13 protein-coding genes and 1 pseudogene are annotated in these 17406 nt (G+C 43.3%); 8 read left to right on the top strand and 6 right to left on the bottom strand.

The features are described from left to right. Together J2Z66_RS34065 and J2Z66_RS34070 are read left to right on the top strand one after the other, a co-directional pair. Window positions 1–681, top strand: a complete 681-nt coding sequence (locus tag J2Z66_RS34065) for a GNAT family N-acetyltransferase (RefSeq protein WP_209977245.1) — start codon at window positions 1–3, stop codon at window positions 679–681. A gap of 65 nt (window positions 682–746) precedes the next feature. Further along, the gene (locus J2Z66_RS34070) at window positions 747–1430 is read left to right on the top strand and encodes an HAD family hydrolase (RefSeq protein WP_209977246.1); all 684 of its coding nucleotides are present in this window, start codon (window positions 747–749) and stop codon (window positions 1428–1430) included. Between the two features lie 39 nt (window positions 1431–1469). On the opposite strand, the gene J2Z66_RS34075 is transcribed toward J2Z66_RS34070, so the two are convergent. Further along, the gene (locus tag J2Z66_RS34075; RefSeq protein WP_209977247.1) at window positions 1470–2471 is read right to left on the bottom strand and encodes a helix-turn-helix transcriptional regulator; all 1002 of its coding nucleotides are present in this window, start codon (window positions 2469–2471) and stop codon (window positions 1470–1472) included. Window positions 2472–2652: 181 nt separating this feature from the next. Here J2Z66_RS34075 and J2Z66_RS34080 point away from each other — a divergent pair, with 181 nt between their 5' ends. Continuing rightward, window positions 2653–3078: a VOC family protein gene (locus J2Z66_RS34080; RefSeq protein WP_209977248.1), complete on the top strand. Its 426-nt coding sequence runs from the start codon at window positions 2653–2655 to the stop codon at window positions 3076–3078. Window positions 3079–3305: 227 nt separating this feature from the next. Here the strand turns inward: J2Z66_RS34080 and J2Z66_RS34085 are convergent, their stop codons facing one another. The 5 genes and pseudogenes from J2Z66_RS34085 to J2Z66_RS34105 form a co-directional block, all read right to left on the bottom strand. After that, window positions 3306–3872, bottom strand: coding sequence for a YdeI/OmpD-associated family protein (locus J2Z66_RS34085; RefSeq protein WP_209977249.1), 567 nt, complete (start codon window positions 3870–3872; stop codon window positions 3306–3308). 136 nt (window positions 3873–4008) lie between these two features. After that, window positions 4009–4476: pseudogene (locus tag J2Z66_RS34090) on the bottom strand (helix-turn-helix transcriptional regulator); the annotation flags it as partial. A 27-nt stretch (window positions 4477–4503) separates the two neighbouring features. Next, on the bottom strand, window positions 4504–7413 hold the full coding sequence (locus J2Z66_RS34095; RefSeq protein ID WP_209977250.1) for a right-handed parallel beta-helix repeat-containing protein: 2910 nt from the start codon (window positions 7411–7413) through the stop codon (window positions 4504–4506). A gap of 15 nt (window positions 7414–7428) precedes the next feature. Beyond that, window positions 7429–9807, bottom strand: a complete 2379-nt coding sequence (locus tag J2Z66_RS34100) for a chitobiase/beta-hexosaminidase C-terminal domain-containing protein (protein WP_209977251.1) — start codon at window positions 9805–9807, stop codon at window positions 7429–7431. Between the two features lie 227 nt (window positions 9808–10034). Beyond that, complete coding sequence (locus tag J2Z66_RS34105; protein ID WP_245376060.1) at window positions 10035–10322, bottom strand: sigma factor-like helix-turn-helix DNA-binding protein; 288 nt, start codon at window positions 10320–10322, stop codon at window positions 10035–10037. Between the two features lie 282 nt (window positions 10323–10604). Between J2Z66_RS34105 and J2Z66_RS34110 the strand changes: the two genes are divergently transcribed. The 5 genes from J2Z66_RS34110 to J2Z66_RS43110 all read left to right on the top strand — a co-directional run bounded on the left by J2Z66_RS34110 (window position 10605) and on the right by J2Z66_RS43110 (window position 17406). After that, a complete protein-coding gene (locus J2Z66_RS34110; protein ID WP_209977252.1) occupies window positions 10605–11099 on the top strand; it encodes a hypothetical protein in 495 nt (164 codons plus the stop codon). Between the two features lie 563 nt (window positions 11100–11662). Beyond that, window positions 11663–12676 carry a LacI family DNA-binding transcriptional regulator gene (locus tag J2Z66_RS34115; protein WP_209977253.1) on the top strand — a complete coding sequence of 338 codons (1014 nt, stop codon included), beginning with the start codon at window positions 11663–11665 and terminating at the stop codon, window positions 12674–12676. Between the two features lie 78 nt (window positions 12677–12754). After that, window positions 12755–13474 carry an ABC transporter ATP-binding protein gene (locus J2Z66_RS34120; RefSeq protein WP_209977288.1) on the top strand — a complete coding sequence of 240 codons (720 nt, stop codon included), beginning with the start codon at window positions 12755–12757 and terminating at the stop codon, window positions 13472–13474. After that, window positions 13458–14480 carry an efflux RND transporter periplasmic adaptor subunit gene (locus J2Z66_RS34125; protein ID WP_209977254.1) on the top strand — a complete coding sequence of 341 codons (1023 nt, stop codon included), beginning with the start codon at window positions 13458–13460 and terminating at the stop codon, window positions 14478–14480. Before J2Z66_RS34120 ends, J2Z66_RS34125 begins: the two co-directional genes overlap by 17 nt. 37 nt (window positions 14481–14517) lie before the next feature. Then, on the top strand, window positions 14518–17406 hold the full coding sequence (locus tag J2Z66_RS43110) for an ABC transporter permease (RefSeq protein ID WP_209977255.1): 2889 nt from the start codon (window positions 14518–14520) through the stop codon (window positions 17404–17406).

Consider the following 17406-nt stretch of genomic DNA (forward strand, 5'->3'; position numbering starts at 1 on the left):
TTGTATGACGAATTGGAACTGATGAATATGCAGGCAGAGGTTCTATATACTCACGATGCTTTGGGGAAAATCACAAAAATTAATGATTCGGAAGAGCAGCCAGCACCTCGGCTTTTCTGGGGGAAAACAAACAAAGGCAATGTGATCAGATTTCGTCCTGATGTGCCCAAAGCCATGATGAATCAACTTGCAGAAATAATAAATAACAGTGACGTTACCAACCTTGCAGTGGCAAAAATAATTAACAAATTAGAGCAACATGCAAAAATAAGTAGTTTGTGGATAGGTCCAGCTTATGTTTTTGTAGATCACAGTTTTGCTGGCAGCAAAGCTGTTAAAGTAACAGATGACAATAGACAATTTTTAGAGGCCGGGTTCGAAAATGTATGGAGCACAATCGAACATCGGGAACCATGTTATATGGTAATTGAGGATAATAAAGCAGTCTCCGTGTGCTATTGTGCAAGAAATACAGATAGAGCGGCAGAAGCAGGCGTCGAAACCTTGGAAGAATATCGGGGAAAAGGTTATGCTTTAGCTGTGGCCTCAGCTTGGTCAGCGGCGATACATGAATCCAAAAGAATTGCGCTATACAGCACCTCCTGGGATAATTATGCTTCGCAAGCCGTAGCAAAGCGTCTCCAGCTTAACCTTTATGGTAGTGATCTATCGATATACTGAATAAAAGAAGATAAATCAAGCAGTTATGATAATTCGTTCGACGAAACTGATCAAGAAGGGGTGCTATGCTTATCCTGAACATGAACTATGCCGCTGTGATTTTTGATCTTGATAATACACTGGTTAACCGGAAATTGGCTTTCCAGTCATATGCGAAGCTTTTTACAGAAAAATTTGTTGAGATCGCGGATGAAGACAGTACGGAAACAGTAAATTACATCATATCGGCCGACCAGAATGGCTATCGGAAAAAAAGAGATCTGTATGAAGAATTAAGAAGCAAGCTGGCTATGAAAAATGAACAAACTACCGTTGAAGATATGCTAGAGTATTGGTTTGCAGAGTTTTTTAAAAGCTCTATCTTAATGCAAGGTGCATTAGAGGTCCTAGATACTATAAAAGGTCAAAACATTAAGCTCGGCATGATAACTAACGGTTCCGTTCATTCACAGTATGCCAAGATCGATGCAGTGGGGATAAGAGATTATTTTCATACGATTATAGTATCCGATGAGGTTGGAATCAAGAAACCAGATCCTAAGATATTTAGTATGGCACTTGAAAATCTCAACATTAGCGGCGAGAACGTATTGTTTGTGGGCGATCATCCTTCAAATGATGTTAAGGGAGCCTTAGATGCAGGTATGCATGCTGTATGGCTGAGCGGGTTTGGTGAATGGAATTTGACCGGTGTACATCCAACCCATACGATATCCCAGCTGTCCGAATTAAATGAAATTTTCAGATGAATGCAAGCCAGGCTAACTAGCTAAGCTAACTGAGTTAACTTAACTATATTTAGCCATAATTTCAGAAAGCAAATCTTTCATACAATCCACCAGCTCTGGTGGGTTTTTCACTGTCGCTTCAATTCCCAGCCCAATCATAAACTTCGCGAAGAACGGAATATCACTCCTTGGAAAGCTGCCCTCCAGCCAACCCGAGCCATCCTGGCGAGTATTCAGCTTGGGTACCGCCCACATTTCAGCCTCGCACCTCTGTACGCCTTCTTTGCTCAACTCCACATAAAGAGTCACGTTGTCCTGCTCCATTTCTTGCATCAACAACTTGTGATCTTGTTTATGTCCTGTATGCACAAAAAATTCCCTGTTTCCTAGATGAATATGCCGAAGATCCAAGGGTTTGGATGAGGTTTCGGAAGCAGCATATGCGGCCGTATGAATTCTGTCACATCGGAATAAACGAATATCTCCGCGAAGAAAGCAATAGGCGGGACAGTACCATAAGCCATTGCTTGCGTAGATGCCAACCGGTTGTATTTCCCTGCTTGAACTTCCTTCCCGTGATTCGTAATCGATCAGAATGACTTTTTGATAAATGGCCGCATCCAGCAAAACGGATAAGTAGGGAAATTCAGCTTGCCTGGCGGGTGTCACAAAGTCAACCCTATCCTTCATTTGATCGATACGATCCCGAACATCTCCCGGCATGTAGAAATAGAATTTGCTCAAAGCCGAAGAAGACTCTGTCTCAAAGGGAAGGAAGGCATAGTGCCGTAAGGCATGACACGCAAAAAAGAGAGCGACAGCTTCCTGCTCGGTAAAAGCGATGGGAGGCAGGATTCTTTCGTTCAGCACCTGGTAACCGCCGTGAGGTCCGACCTCCGAATACAAGGGAAATCCCAACTCACCGAGTTCTTGCAAATCCCGTAATATCGTTCGTGGCGATACGTTAAATTCTTGGGCAAGCTCCTTGACCTTAAACTTCCGCAGCCTGTTAATGGTCATCATTAATTCTAGGAGGCGTTTTGATTTGGGTGACTTGGACATGATCTCACTCCTCGTATCATAGGTTCAGCAGCTATATGATGAAATTTATTTTATATCTATTTTTATATCTATTTTTATATCTATGACAAGACTTGTCACTATTATAAGCTACACTTGGAAATAAGCCCACTTGAACTTGCAGAGCGTGGCAGTCAAATTAATTGAAGGAGCTGTTTGAATCATGAGCTTGCAATTGAATTGTTTTATTATGTTGGATGGACATGCAGAGGAAGCTATCGAATTTTATGAAAAATCTTTGGGTGCTAAAATTCTCTTTAAACAAACCTTGGGTGAGGGGCCGGAGAATCCCGACAATCCCTTGTCAGCAGATGAAAAGAAGCGAATTGCACATTCCGTATTGCATGTCGGTGAAACAGAAATTATGGTCTCCGATACGGCCCCCGGTCAACCGCTTCAAAGGGGAAATCAAGTGAACATCTGCATAACGACTAGCGATACGGAAGTGTCCAAACAAATTTATACAGCCCTGCAGCAGGACGGTCAGATAGATTTGCCGCTGGAAGCAACGTATTTCAGCCCTGCTTATGGGATGATCACGGACAAGTTCGGTGTTACCTTCCAAATCTTCACTAAGCGCCCCCAATAAGAAAGATCAATTGGAGAAGAATGGCTCTTTTCGCATTATTGCGAGAGGGCCTTTCTTTGTCATCGATATCCCTTTTACTTAACGATGTTTTTCATTGTTAAGCTAAGGTTGTGGAGACGCCCCCGTGCTTTTAGCGATGAAAAACATCGCTAAAGTTGCAGCAGATCCTTGGAGCCCATCATCCCCAGCGCCTACGTCCGCTAGAAGATCGCTCCCACCAATAGATGTTAATCCAGAAGGCGTCCATTATCATGCCATTGACCGTACATTTTATTTTCTTTAGTATTTGTTATAAATTTCTCTAATCTACTCTTAAATAGTTCTGGCTGATTTTTATTGCTTTGTATCGTGTCGATCCGTATTCTTTTATAAAGAGCTGGAAATGCCAAAAAATTCTCATATACTTGCCTATCCTCTTTTAGCCTTTGTTCTATAACCCTATCTATTATAAAAGAATCGTGATCCATATCAGGAAGTACCTTCCTACCTTCGTCTCTCATTAACCCCAGCTTTTCGAGGCGGCGGACACGTTCTTTATTCAATTCAGTCCATGAACTTTTTTTGCTTCTAGGAGACAGTCTCTGAGCCACTTGGGTTTCAGATATTTTCTTTTTGACTCCATCAATCCATCCAAAGCACAAAGATTCTTCGACCGCGTCTAAATATAGCATCGCATCCGGGTTTGGCGTCATACTAACTATGACCCAGCAAGATTTTTCAGTCTTACAATTTTCCTCTAGCCAAGCCCTCAAATCTGCTCTCGATGTTCCTGTAATTAGATTTTCAATTTCCATAGATAAAATACAGTCCCCTTTCTAGGTATTAGATATTGTTTTGTCATTCGTATCGTCTCCTTTGGACTTACTTGCCAGGGACTTGTTTTTTTTGCATCTGTTGCTATTATACAAAAAGAAGCATGACAACAGTATGTCATACTTCTTTATAAAGTTTGAGTGTATTTTGAAGCTGCTCTTTTAAGATGCCTCGCAGTGTGTGGGGGGCGAGGGCTTCGGAGCCGCTGCCAAAGCCTCAGGTTCTACCCGGATCACTACTTCTTCCACCTGATCTTGCCATGCTCTGTTTGAAAAACCAGCCTCTTTAGGTACCTCGGGATGTGGCTGAAAGGTATCCTGTGTCAGGAACAAATTCAGCATCCAGGATAGTCGGAACTCTCGATAATCTTGCCGTGTTCGGCAACAACCATATATGTACCAATTGCTATGTTTGAAATGAAGCCTCACCGGCTCCGTATCACGGGTTGTGCGTTCATTTTTTGCATTGATGTAATTCAAACACGGAGGAGAGGCTACTGAGCACGGTGATCAGGGAAGCGACATCATACGAACCAAGCAAGCTTTTATCCGTTTTATAGTTTACTTTCATACTATACCCCCTATTTCGGGAGGAGTTACCCTCCCTTTTGAACTATTCAGAAATCAATCCATAAGATTTGAACACTGCAAGATCACCAACTCTTGTCCATGTAACACCATCGTCTACAACAATGCTTCCTTGTGTAGTTGTCCAAGTAGGAGCAACAGACCCAGTTGTACCTCCAATTGTGACTTGATAAACATTAGAATCAACATTAATCTGACTACCAACAGTTTTGACCGTAGATGCTGTCCAACCAATCTTATTCGCGATTCCTGATTTGATACATACCCATCCAAGATAGCCACCAGCTTGAACATTCGCGTTTCCATACACTTGTGGCTTAGACCATGCTCCAGATGAAGGTTCCGAAAACCCTTCCACTTGAGGATCGTAGCCTACATAAATACCTGCTTCTTCAGAGGGGAGGTTAATGTTTACAAACTCGTTATGCGCAGATATGAAATCCAATAAACCCACTTTTCTTGAGTTATCATAATAAGACAGATTTAGTCTACCCGTTCCAGTATACTCCACTTTAGAATTGGTAATGCCTAGTGTTGCACTGTGGGCGTTTTGTTGAATGAAAGAAAGCAAATATAAAAAGTTAGAATTCGAAATATAAATATTACAACGTTCTATATCTGTTCTACCAAAACCTGTGTTATGCTCTGCCTGAAACAAGTAAGTCAATGTGCTAATATAAAAATTACTGTCTATGACCTTTGTTATCGCAGAATCAGTTGGTGTATTTATGTTGCCATACTTTAGAATGGTGTCAATAAACTTACAATCTTTGTAAATAGCTGTCCTCGTTTTGTTACTAAATATATGATTATTCACAGCACTATTTTTAAACACAGTCTTTCTGAATTGGACTGTTCCTTTAGTTGTATTACTCCTTGAACTCAAGTTAACCTTCAAGTTAATAACACTTGAATTATCGATCTCTTTAAACTTGAATGTGATATCCCTCTGAATCCCTTTTGCCTCAAAAGCACAATCTTGTACCCGATCGAATGTTAAAGTGGGAACTCCAACAAAATACGTACTCCACTGGAATCTATTTCTTTCACAAATAAAGTCATCACTTGCTTCATAGCTAATATTGTTGACATCCACAAACATGTTGTCTCTTAAGATTAGGTGGTAACTACTGTCATTCCCATTAAAGTTTCCAGCGTTATTTGTATTTGAAATGTAATTGCCTTGAATAAGAACGTTAGCGTTAGGCAAATGAGCACTCATCAATCCTATTCCGGTAGCACATCTATAAATGTAGTTATCTTTAACGATAGCATTCTGTAGTGAATAAAGATTTATGGCATTAGATGTACAATTATAAAAGTAGTTTCCGTGAATATGAACGGTAAAACATCCAATTAACACACCTGTAAACATGTTATAGAATAAATTATTCCTAACAGTGCAACTATCGCCATATGAGTCTTCTTGATTAATCCCGTACCTTGTTGGATCGTTAAATCCAGGTTTTCTATCTAACACTCCTGTAGCATCGTGAAAGACGCAATTCTGAATAACATTATAGTCTCCGCCAAGGGTTACTCCGCCCCTGTGGATATTAAATAATTCACAGTTCTCAATGGTATTATGATGAGGAGCGAGACCAAATTTCAGTGTCCATTGCATGTTTTTATTTACATTTGTCTCATTGTAAAACAGAAACCTAAACTTCTTAGCTTCAGACGGGATTTGAACTGGTGTGTAAATCTTCTTGTTCTCATAACAACCAAGATAGGTATTATCTGCTTTGTAGTAGTAAACTCCAAACTCTTTCGTAAAGAGGGATGTTTGTCTAGTGAACCCTTGGCCACCAACTGAAAATACATTGTAACCAGCAGTTGGCAAATTGAACATTTGAGTAGTAAGTGTGCTTCCCGCCGCTGGAATCAAAGCTCCAGTGGCTCGGTCTATACCATTTACAGTCAGACCTAATCCAAACTCAACCATACTATAATCAGAGACACTATCCATGGTAATCTGATCCCCCATGAAGCTGCTAATCTTACAGTTCTTAACTGTACAATAGCTTGATCCTTTCGAGATCATAATCCCATATGTGTGTTCGTTGGCTAACTCTCCATTATTAGCAAAGCTCCGATCCATCTTATCTCCAACCATTATAAGGTTCTTGATATGGGTGTCGGTTACCCCTAGCATCTTGATTATAAAACCAGGGCCACCGCTTCTTGGACCAGGGTAATTGTAATAATCGGTGCCGTCTACCTTGGAATCAAAAGGGTTCTTGTTATCAGAGTCATATATAACCTTTGCTGATGCTAAATTGAAGTCTATCGTTATATTGCTTTTGGTGATTTCAATAGACCTACCGGAATAACAAAACATGTAACTCCCCCGCGGGAGAACTATATAATTGTATCCGTTATCCGCTGCCCAATTAATAGCATTATGGATTCCAAGTAGGTTTAAATCTCCCTTAATGTAATCAGCAGTAACGTAAGGAGGCGTTGCTACTCCAGTGACAATACCCCATCTTGAGTTTTCGATAACGTAGGTTAGTGTCGGGGAGGAAGCCCCCCCAACACCTGTTGGGAGTGCTTTAGCTTTCCACTGCCCATCCGATCCGAAAGTAAGGACATCATCCGTCCCGGGGGATCCAATCGTTACGTCAGAAAGCTCATCTAAAGAGGTAGCAGCCACCCCAACTGACTGGGGTGTTCCTGCTCTCCACTTTGCTATAGCCTGGTCGAATAAAAGAACCTGCTTATCCATAGGCGTTACACTTAAGTCAACATCCGTTAAATCATTTAGTTTGTCAACTCCTGATGATCCTCCTCCAGCAATAATAGCTGCGTCAATCTCTGCTAGCTTGGTCCTTAGTTGCTTTTCTGGACTTACATAGACTGCGTCGGAAATCGTAATTGGAAATATCTCTTTATTATCAATTGTTCTTTTTAACTTTTCTATTCTACCTTTCAATTAAATCCCCTCCATTTAAGGTGTTACAACAGTGGCTGCAGTAACTCCTGTTGATATGTTTCCTACTCCATCTCTTGATTTAACTGTAATGCTATAAGATTGACCTGAAACTAATCCAGTTAGATTGGTTGTGATGGATGGTGCTGCTAGAAGCTGGCCTGGGTTTAAAACTTGCTGAGTCAGTACTCCATTTACCCATACCTCAAAGTAATAAGGAGCTGCTAAGAGAGCTGCACTTACTGTTTTGAAGTCGATTTTGATCGTTGTTGAATTTGTTGCAATTGCAGTCAGTGCTGTCACATTAGCTGGGGGAGTAGTTGGCAATGGTGGTGGAGTTGTTCCAGAAACATCGACAATTTCATAATTGTCATATATAGGATTGGTGGAATTATAAATAGATAGTCCGTGATATACGTTGGATTGGTTAGCTGGATCACTTACTTCCATAGTAAGAACATCATTTAAATAGAAGAGAATTCTTGGCCCTCTTAATTCAACAGCAATTTCATCAGGGCTGCTAGTGTCTGATATTGACTTCTGTGCTAAAACATAAGATGTAGAACCAATTCTTCTGATTATATTCCAATTGATACCGGAAGCTCTTGTTACTTGATACTGATCATTACTCCCTACTGGTAGCAAAGATCTAATCAACAAACCTGATGAATTTTGACCTGTTCCATAATCAACTACTTTAGCTTTAATTCTGATATTATCTGATTTTCCATTTGTAATTAGAGAAGTGGCTCCATAAACAATATCCCCGCCCACTCTATTCTTTACAGCGCTATTTAATACTCCAAGATTACAAGGCACAGACAAGGTTGAATAGGGTTCCCAACGATGCCCAGAGTCACTGATTCCTAAAATCGAATGATCGTCTCTGCTAAATGTATCCAATATATCGCCAGTTGGAATGGAAGCGAGCTGAGTAACAGTTGAGAAATAAGCCGATTCTGACTTGATTGATCCGTATACAGCTAAAACTTTAAAGTTATAAATCGTCCCAGGATTTAACCCTGTTATGTCTATTTGTCGAACACTCCCTGTTGGAGTATAGTTTGTTAGTGTCCAAAGAATATCATCTTTATATACTTCATAACTAGTTGGAACGCCAGTATCAGTAGGTACTGTCCACTGAAGTTTAATTGAGTTTGAAGTTATTGTAGACGAAGAGCTTGCCTTAAGTGCAGTAGGAGCAGCATGTTTCGTAAAGGTAGCCTCAACTCTAGTGCTTGCGTTTCCTGCAACATCAACTCCAAAATACTTAATCGTTGTCGTCTTGGTTAAATTTATTGGGGCTGAATAAACTAAGCTTGATGCAGTTGGAACACTACCATCTAAAGTATAGTAGATGGTTGCTGGTTCATTTGAACTTAATGTAACTGACTCTGAAGTTCCAAAATATCCAGCAGCAGGACTAATTAAAATAATTGGCGGAACCGAATCTGTATTTGTATAAGTTTCACTACTAGGGTCGCTCTTGTTTCCAGCTATATCTACTGCAATGGCAGTTACAACCACACTCTGAGCTATGTTTAGTGGAATTGTATATAGGGTGCTTAGTTCAGTGGGTATGCTGCCATCAAGAGTGAAGTAAATGGAGCCTGGCTCGTTAGAAGTAATAGTTACCGTTTTTGTACCTGAAAATTCTCCACCTGAAGGCGAGATAGTCACAATTGGTTTTTGTAAGTCAGCGATAATGTATTGTTTCGAACTAGGTTCACTTTGATTGCCTACCAAGTCTTCAGCGAAGTATTTAATTGTAGTATTCGTAGTAATTTGTATAGGAGTGGTGTAAATAGTGCTTATTTGGGAGGGTTCAGTTCCATCGATTGTATAATAGATTGTTGCTGGTTCGTTTGTAGACATCACAACCGATTGTGTTTCACCATAGGTTCCAGCATCTGGTATCAAAGTGATAATTGGCGGAGTAATATCAGAACTTTTAGTTGTGACTGTAACGGATACTTCTGTAGAAAGGTTATCAGATGTGTCTCTGGCGCGAACCTTAAATGTATAAGTTGTTAACTCTAATAAGTCACTAACATTAAAAGAAGTGTTTGTAGTGTTTCCAATCAGTGAATTCCCTTTTAGAATGTCATAGGATGATACATCCGTAGATGCACTTGCCGTCCAGCTAATTGTAAGAGAAGAGTCGAGAAGGTTAGAAACAATTATCGAAGATACCGGCAAAGGATTCTCTGTATCATCCAATTCAATTAGCTCTTCAGCAACTAAGGGGACTGTAACAATCCCATTTGCTGTAGGGACAGAACTTGCATCCCATGCACCGTTTTTAAATGTAAGAACGTAGCCCTCTTGGGGATCAATTCCGTGAAAGTTGACATCATCCAGATCCTTTAAATATTTAGCTTCATCATCATTAGGCAATTCTATCACATCTTTTCTTAAGAATTTTAATATACTTTTTTAATTCGCCTGCATCCTTTTCAATTGCAGCTGCTGCATTTCCTTGAACTTAAAATCGCCAAATTGACTCATGCCTGATCCGGCTGCTTCTGCATTGGTTTCACCTCCCAAGAGGATTCGTCCACCCAAAGGCTGGCTCTCAATTAAGTCCTCTTATTATATAGGCCAAAATGTACGTCGGTCGTACGTCAAAAGTTTTTGGATTTTATTTTCTCTTTGGCCCGATCCACATATTGCTGCGCACTCCACTTGGTGATTTGCAGCTCCGCTGCCACCTCGGTAAGGCTCCATCCGTTGGCCATATGGAGGATGTAGCACTGCCTTTCGCGTGTTGAAAGCTCCAGAAGAAAGTAAAAGATCCTTGCTGGCTGTCCGTTTGAGCTTGGTGTTCGTGTGATTCGTGCGATTGTAGCTAAAGAGAGGGAATGGCTGTGGGTGGAAGAGCGGTAGCGTCCGCCTTTAAAGATTTGTTCCAACCCCTCATCCATTCCAATCAAGGGAACAAATCTTTAACAGCGGCTGGAGCCCACAGCCTTTCCCTCCGCATCGCACCCAAGTCACGAAACACGCCCGCTCCTCAAAGGACGCCGCAAGGCGTTTTACATAGGGTTCTATAAAAGTTAGAACTGTTTGGCTCACAAATCGTTTGCTATGATTAACCGTACCAGGTTGCAGATGCCCAAAGTTGGGACCAATCTTGAAATACCTGTTAGTTAAGTGAGGCGATTGTGGCTTGTGATTGAGAGGGGGAGGAGCATTTGAATATGTATCATTTATTTTCAAGAAAGCTGATAAGTGCATCGATTTCAGCATGTTTATTTGTGGTGGTCTATGCACTTTTTGTGCCCAGTCATTGGGTTCATTCGTATACCTCTTGGATCCAGTATATAAGCCACGCTTGGAAAGCTATTCCTATCTATTTAATGTATGCTTTTCCGGTTATCTTGATTTATGGAACGTTAACATCATTAATAAGTGAGTATCTTCTATATAATTTGATCAAATTTACAAAAATAAACCGGCAGTCAAGAGCTATAAAAATCCTCATTTTAGGCATATTGCATCTTGTGTTTGGACTTGTTCTTTTATATATCAGTTTACTTGCTGCTTTCTTGTTTTTTCTAACAGATCTTTGGCTTGCTCATAAGCGGCGGAAATATGATTTGGTATTGGCACTCAAGAGTTTTCTTATTCCGGTTTGTTTATTTTTTATATGTATTGGTTTGATTTGGTTTTTCGATAAAACGTCATAATGCACTAACCAGAAGAAAGGAAGATGAGACGCTAATGAATCTAATCAGGAATGTTTCATGGGTAATGATATTTTTGATTTCTTACTGGGCAGGATTATTTGCTTATGAGCGTACTCTGGAGGTTGTTTGGGGAGAGACTCTTGGAGGGGATAAGACAGCGGTAGTTTTTTGGTCCTTATTGGCCTTTGTAGTAGTACTAGTTCCGTTATATCTTTTAATATGTTACATGATCAAAACTAAAATAAGCCGTACAGCTACGCGCATGCTTTGTTATCCTTTTTTGTGTGGACTCACTTTTATTTTACCTACAGCTTTTATTATGGCTTCTTTCGGGGGTGGGAGTCTTTTCTCGGCGGAGGCCAGGTTATTTTACTCGTTTTTTATCGCATCCGGGATCGTATTTGGTACAGGCTACGGATTGATTTCAACTGTGCTGACATCCCCAAAATCTTCGAGTATTTAAATAGGTGAAACGTTTTCAAAAAACAATTGACCCTTTTTGGAAGATCATGTTAGTATGAAGTCATACTTTTGGGAACGTTTGCAAAGATGGGGAGTCAGGTATGAATTCGACCATTAAAGACATTGCGCAAAAGCTGAACATTTCCACCAGCACAGTTTCCCGTGCGCTGAACGGAAATTACGGTGTTCATCCAAAAACGATGGAGAAAGTGATGGCTGCCGCTCGGGAGATGAATTATGTTCCGAATCTTGGCGCCAAGCAGCTTGTAGGAAAAGGTAGTAATCTGATCGGCTTTTTCATTCCGGAAGTAAATTGGGAAGCCAGGCCGGATGGAGTGATTTCGCTGCTTCCACATATGAATCCTGCTTTGCAGGAGCATGGCAAAGATGTTCTGATTTTCTCAGTCCCTCCATTCAGCTATGTACAGGGGCGGCTGGGCGAATGGATTGCTATGCGGGGGCTTGAAGGATGCATTTTTGAAACGTATTTTACAGACGAACACCCGATTGTTCAGGATGCACTGGACCTGGACATTCCGAGTATCAACTTCAGTGGAGCGCTCGGGCCTCGTTGTTCGTTCGTGCAATCGGATAATTACGAGGGTGGAGTGAGCGGCGGCAAATATTTGCTTGAACAGGGACACCGTTGTATCGGCTACGTCAATGGGCCTCCGCATCTAAGTATTTGCAAGCAGCGATACGCGGGTTTTTGTGCTGCTTTTGCTGAAGCTGGTCTGCACTATGAAACTGATTTGCTGGAGAATGGCGATTTTACAGGTACAAGTGGTGGTCATGCAGCTATGGAATTAGTACTGCGCAGACCTGATATCACTGCGATTATGTTTGCCAGTGACTTAATGGCAATGGGGGCGATCAGGACTTTGCAGGCAGCGGGAAGGAGAATTCCCGAGGACATTTCCATTCTTGGCTACGACGGAAAGGTTTTCAGTGCTTATAGCTCTCCCCCTTTAACGACGCTGATGCATCAATCATCACTTATTGGCACAAGGGCAGCTGAAATGCTGATAGATCTCTTACATGGAGGGACCGGAAAAGGTGAGTTTGTCTCTCCTTCGCTTGTCGTTCGTGAGTCCGCGGCTTGTATAACGAAGTAAGTAACAAAAGCGCTTCCTAACGCTGTGGAGGTGCTCAAGGTTAAGGAGACTATGGAGGTGCTCAAGGTTATGGAGATTATGGAGGCTAGAGGGGCTAGAGAGGGTAGAGAGGCTCTGAACGAACCGATCATTCGTGTCTCCGACGTGAAACGAACATTCGGAAAAGGGACGGGGGCTGTATCGGTATTGAAAGGAGTGGACATCAGCCTGCCTGCCGGAAAGCTAATTGCCTTCAAAGGCCGCTCAGGCTCAGGTAAGACGACGCTGATCAATCTCCTCGGCACACTTGACCGCCCTACAGAGGGAAGTATTATGTTCTGCGGCCAGAATATTACGGGGATGTCCGACCAACAGAGGGATAAGATCCGGCGCACGCAGATGGGACTCGTGTTTCAATCGTTCGCGCTGATTCCGCTTATGTCCGCTTATGAGAATGTGGAATTTGTTTTGCGCATTGCCGGGATTCCGGCTAATGCCCGCAAGGATGCGGCGATACAAGCCCTGGACCAGGTTGGGCTAAAGCCCCGAATGCATCATCGTCCGTACGAGATGTCGGGCGGAGAGCAGCAGAGAACGGCCATTGCCCGAGCCATCGCGCATAAGCCGAAGCTCATCCTGGCTGATGAGCCAACGGCAGAGCTGGACAGCCGGACAGGCCTGCATATCATTAAAGTTTTTCGCGATCTGGTAGAGAAGCAGGGCATGACTATTGTGCTGACGACTCATGATCCGGCTATTATAGAAATCGTCGACCATGTATACGAACTGGAGGATGGACAAATTGTTGCGCATCATTAAACCACTAGTAAAGCTTTGTTTGGCTACCGTAGTTGTAAGCGTTTTAGCTTCATGTTCGCTGCTTCCGAAAGAAGAGGCTGAGCTGACTCCTCCGCTCGTCAAGCCTGCTCAAGAAAACTACAGCACGGCAAAGGTGGAAAAGGGGACGCTCACTAAGGCTATTAATGGAAGCGGTACCTTTGAATCTTTATCAACCGACATTGCCCAATTCACGGGGCAAGGCGGACGAATTGATAAAATCATGGTGAAATCCGGAGATCAGGTTAAGAAGGGCGATGTGCTTGCCCAGCTCCTTCTGGATGGCCTGGATTTACAAGTGAAGGAGCAGGAGCTGGCGCTGGAAAGGGCGAAATATGCCCATGACCAGGCATTGGGCGGGGACAAGCAGACTCTCAAAATCACAACCCTCCAGCTTGAAATCGAACAAATCAAGTATGACCGAATTTTCGCTCAGTTCAGTAGCAAGCAGCTGGTAGCCCATATAGATGGTCAGGTTGTATTTGCCGAATCTCTGAAAGCAGGAGATTTCATCGAACCTTATCAGACACTCGTCATTGTGGCCGATCCAACAAAGCTTCGCATTGCCTTGCGCGTAGAAAATCCAAACGATATAGCCGAAGTAGATGTAGGTGCAGCTGCGGATGTTAAGGTAAGCGACGAGCTTGTGAAAGGCAAGGTTGTCCAGACACCGTCTTCCTCTCCGACCACGCCTAACAAAGAGCTGGCCGATAAATATGCCAAAACCCTATACATCGAGCTTCCCGTGCTGCCCAAAGAAATTTCCATCGGCCAAATAGCGGATGTGAAGATTATTACCCAGCAGCGCGATAATGTTGTAAAAATTCCAAGAGGCGGCCTGCGCTCTTATATGGACCGCAATTTCGTGCGTATTTTAGAAGATGGCAACCGCTTGCGTGAGATTGATGTAGAGCCAGGGCTTGTTGCCTCAACCGAAGTGGAGATTATTAAGGGGCTGGAAGAGGGCCAAGTCATCGTTTTGCAATAGCTGATTCCAGTATTCTTAGTGTTAGGGAGGCTTTGTTGTGGGCTTATTCGTCATGATTATTCGTAAAATGGTACAAAATAAATGGCTCGTCTCCAGCATGTTCTTCGGCATACTGATGACCGTTGCCCTTGTCGGAACGTTGCCGATCTATTCCGAAGCGATCCTCTCCCGCATGCTGGTGAAGGATCTGCAGAATATTCAGGTTCAGAATAACATATACCCGGCCAGTCATTGGTCTACAATGAATTTTTATCATGAAACGCCTGAGAAACGCTTGGAAGCTATCAAAGATCTGGACCGTTATATGAAAGAAGAGGCTGCACCAAGCTTTGGTATTCCAGTCAAGGAGTTGGTCATCGAACGCAGGACCCAATTCATTCGGCTTATTCCCGAAAATGGTGTGGAGGACGAGAAGAGAAAAGATCCTGTCACATCCTTAAGATCTTTAAGCGGGTTGGAGGCGCATATTAAGCTTACTGATGGAAGAATGCCCTCGAATGTGCCGGTTGATGGCGTATATGAGGTTTTGATGACGGAAGCAGCTATGAACTGGTATCAGATTGTGCTGGGTTCTGTGTATCAACTCGTTGACGAGAAGATTCAAGGCACGGTGAAAATCAAACCTGTAGGCCTGTTCACGAAAAAGCAGGATGATGATCCTTATTTTCGCAATACGAGTTTGAGTGATCTGACCTCCGTTTTCATTGTGAACGAGCAGCTATTCGATAATGAATTCCTAATCGCTAACAAAATACCGGTTACAGTAAGCGGATGGTTCTTCATTCTGGACTACACCAAGATGGAACTGCGGAACGTCGATCAATTTCTTGCAAGCGATCAGGGGATTAAAGCGATGATAAGCAGCAAAAAGCCCCAGTTCCAAACCGAGTTGGCTGTGCCTGCGCTGAAAACCCTTACGGCATATTTTGATCGGGCCAAGCAGTTGAACAAGCTGATGTGGTCATTAAACGTTCCTGTACTGATCATGCTTGGTTTCTACATGTTCATGGTGTCGAATCTGATTATAGATCGGCAGAAGAATGAAATTGCGATATTGCGCAGCCGGGGTGCTTCAAGATTGCAGATCATGCTCTCGTTCGCGCTGGAGGGGCTGCTGCTGTGCGCTATTGCTTGGGCAATCGGACCTCTAATCGGGATCGGCTTGACGAAGATGCTTGGCGCTTCCAATGGTTTTCTGGAATTTGTGCAGCGTTCCCGGATGACTGTGCGGCTAAACGGGCAGGCCTACGTGTATGGAGGCATCGCAGCGGCGATTTCATGGATAATGATGCTCGTTCCTGTCATCCTGGCAATGAGAGTGACGATTGTAGGGCATAAGCAGCAGCTCGCCCGTGTGCAGAGAACGCCGTTCTGGCACAAAATATTTCTGGATGTTATTCTACTCGGCATTTCCATCTATGGCTTGTATACGATTCAGAACCGCTTGAAGGTCGTGAACAAGCTAGGGCTGGATATCGAGGATCTTCAGATTGATAACATGCAGTTTATTATGCCTGCCTTGTTCGTGTTAGGTAGTGGTTTATTCCTGCTGAGGCTTTATCCTTTGGCCTTGAAGCTGGTCTATTGGATCGGCCGCAAGTGGTGGCCGCCGTCCTTGTACGCGACATTAATTCAGGTGGGCCGCTCTAACAGCCAATATCAGTTCCTGATGGTGTTCCTGATTATGACGATCGCCATCGGCGTGTTCAGCGCGGGTGTCGCGCGCACGCTTAACACCAATACAGAGGAGCGCATTCGATATGGCAACGGGGCTGATTTTATCGCTCAGGCCCAGTGGCCGAATGATGCGCCTCCGGCTGAACGGCCGCGCGGCCAGGCGGCAGAAGTATCCAAAGTGGATTCGATGACACCGAAGGTCACCCATTATCTCGAGCCTTCCTTCGAACCCTTTCAGAGGTTGGCAGGCGTAGAGCAAGCAGCTAAGGTGTTCATTAAGAACGAAGCCTTATTTACCGTAGGCGACCAAAGCGGGATGGCCACTTTAATTGGCATTGATACCGATGAATTTGGCCGCGCAGCCTGGTTTCCTAAACAGCTTCTTGATCACCCCTTCTATGAGTACTTAAATTTAATGGCTCAAGATTCAAGGGCCGTGCTTATTTCCAAAACGTTAGCTGACCAGCGTGGCATCGGAAAAGGCGACACCATCTATGCAGGCTGGCAAAATGTTAAGCCGCAGCCCTTCGTCGTTTACGGGATTATCGATTACTTTCCGACGTTCAACCCCAACCCGCCCTTGGGTTCGGTAGATGCTGCAAATAATGAATCGAAGCAGAATGCGCCTATGCTCATAGTGGGCCATCTCTCCCGCATTCAATTTCAATTGGCGCTGGAGCCTTACCAGGTGTGGCTGAAGATGAAGCCAGGCGCCTCGACCGCGGAGCTGTTCAACAGCATTAAGGAAGAGAATTTAAGGTTGACGAGTATCGTCAATACGCGCGAGGAATTAGCGGCTGCGAAGAATGATCCGTTCCTTATGGCGCTGAATGGTATATTAACGCTCGGATTCATCATATCTATTTTGATAAGTTTCATCGGTTTCCTGCTCTACTGGATCTTATCACTTAAGGGGCGAACGCTTCAGAACGGAATTATGCGTGCGGTAGGGCTATCGCTTCGCCAGTTAATTGGGATGTTGGCGCTGGAGCAACTGCTGACATCGGGTGTTGCGATCTTCATCGGTGTTATGGTCGGTAATTTGGCCAGCCGCCTGTTCGTTCCTAATCTGCAGAGTGCTTTTAATCCGAGCAACATGGTGCCTCCATTTAAGGTAGTGTTCGAAATGATCGATTTTTACCGCTTATATTCGATCGTTGGTTTGATGCTCTTGCTTGGTCTGGGTATCCTGTCTTACATGCTTTCCAGAATCCGGGTTCATCAGGCGCTAAAGCTGGGGGAGGATTAA

The sequence above is a fragment of the Paenibacillus eucommiae genome, from assembly GCF_017874215.1.
Lineage (GTDB): Bacteria > Bacillota > Bacilli > Paenibacillales > NBRC-103111 > Paenibacillus_AI > Paenibacillus_AI eucommiae.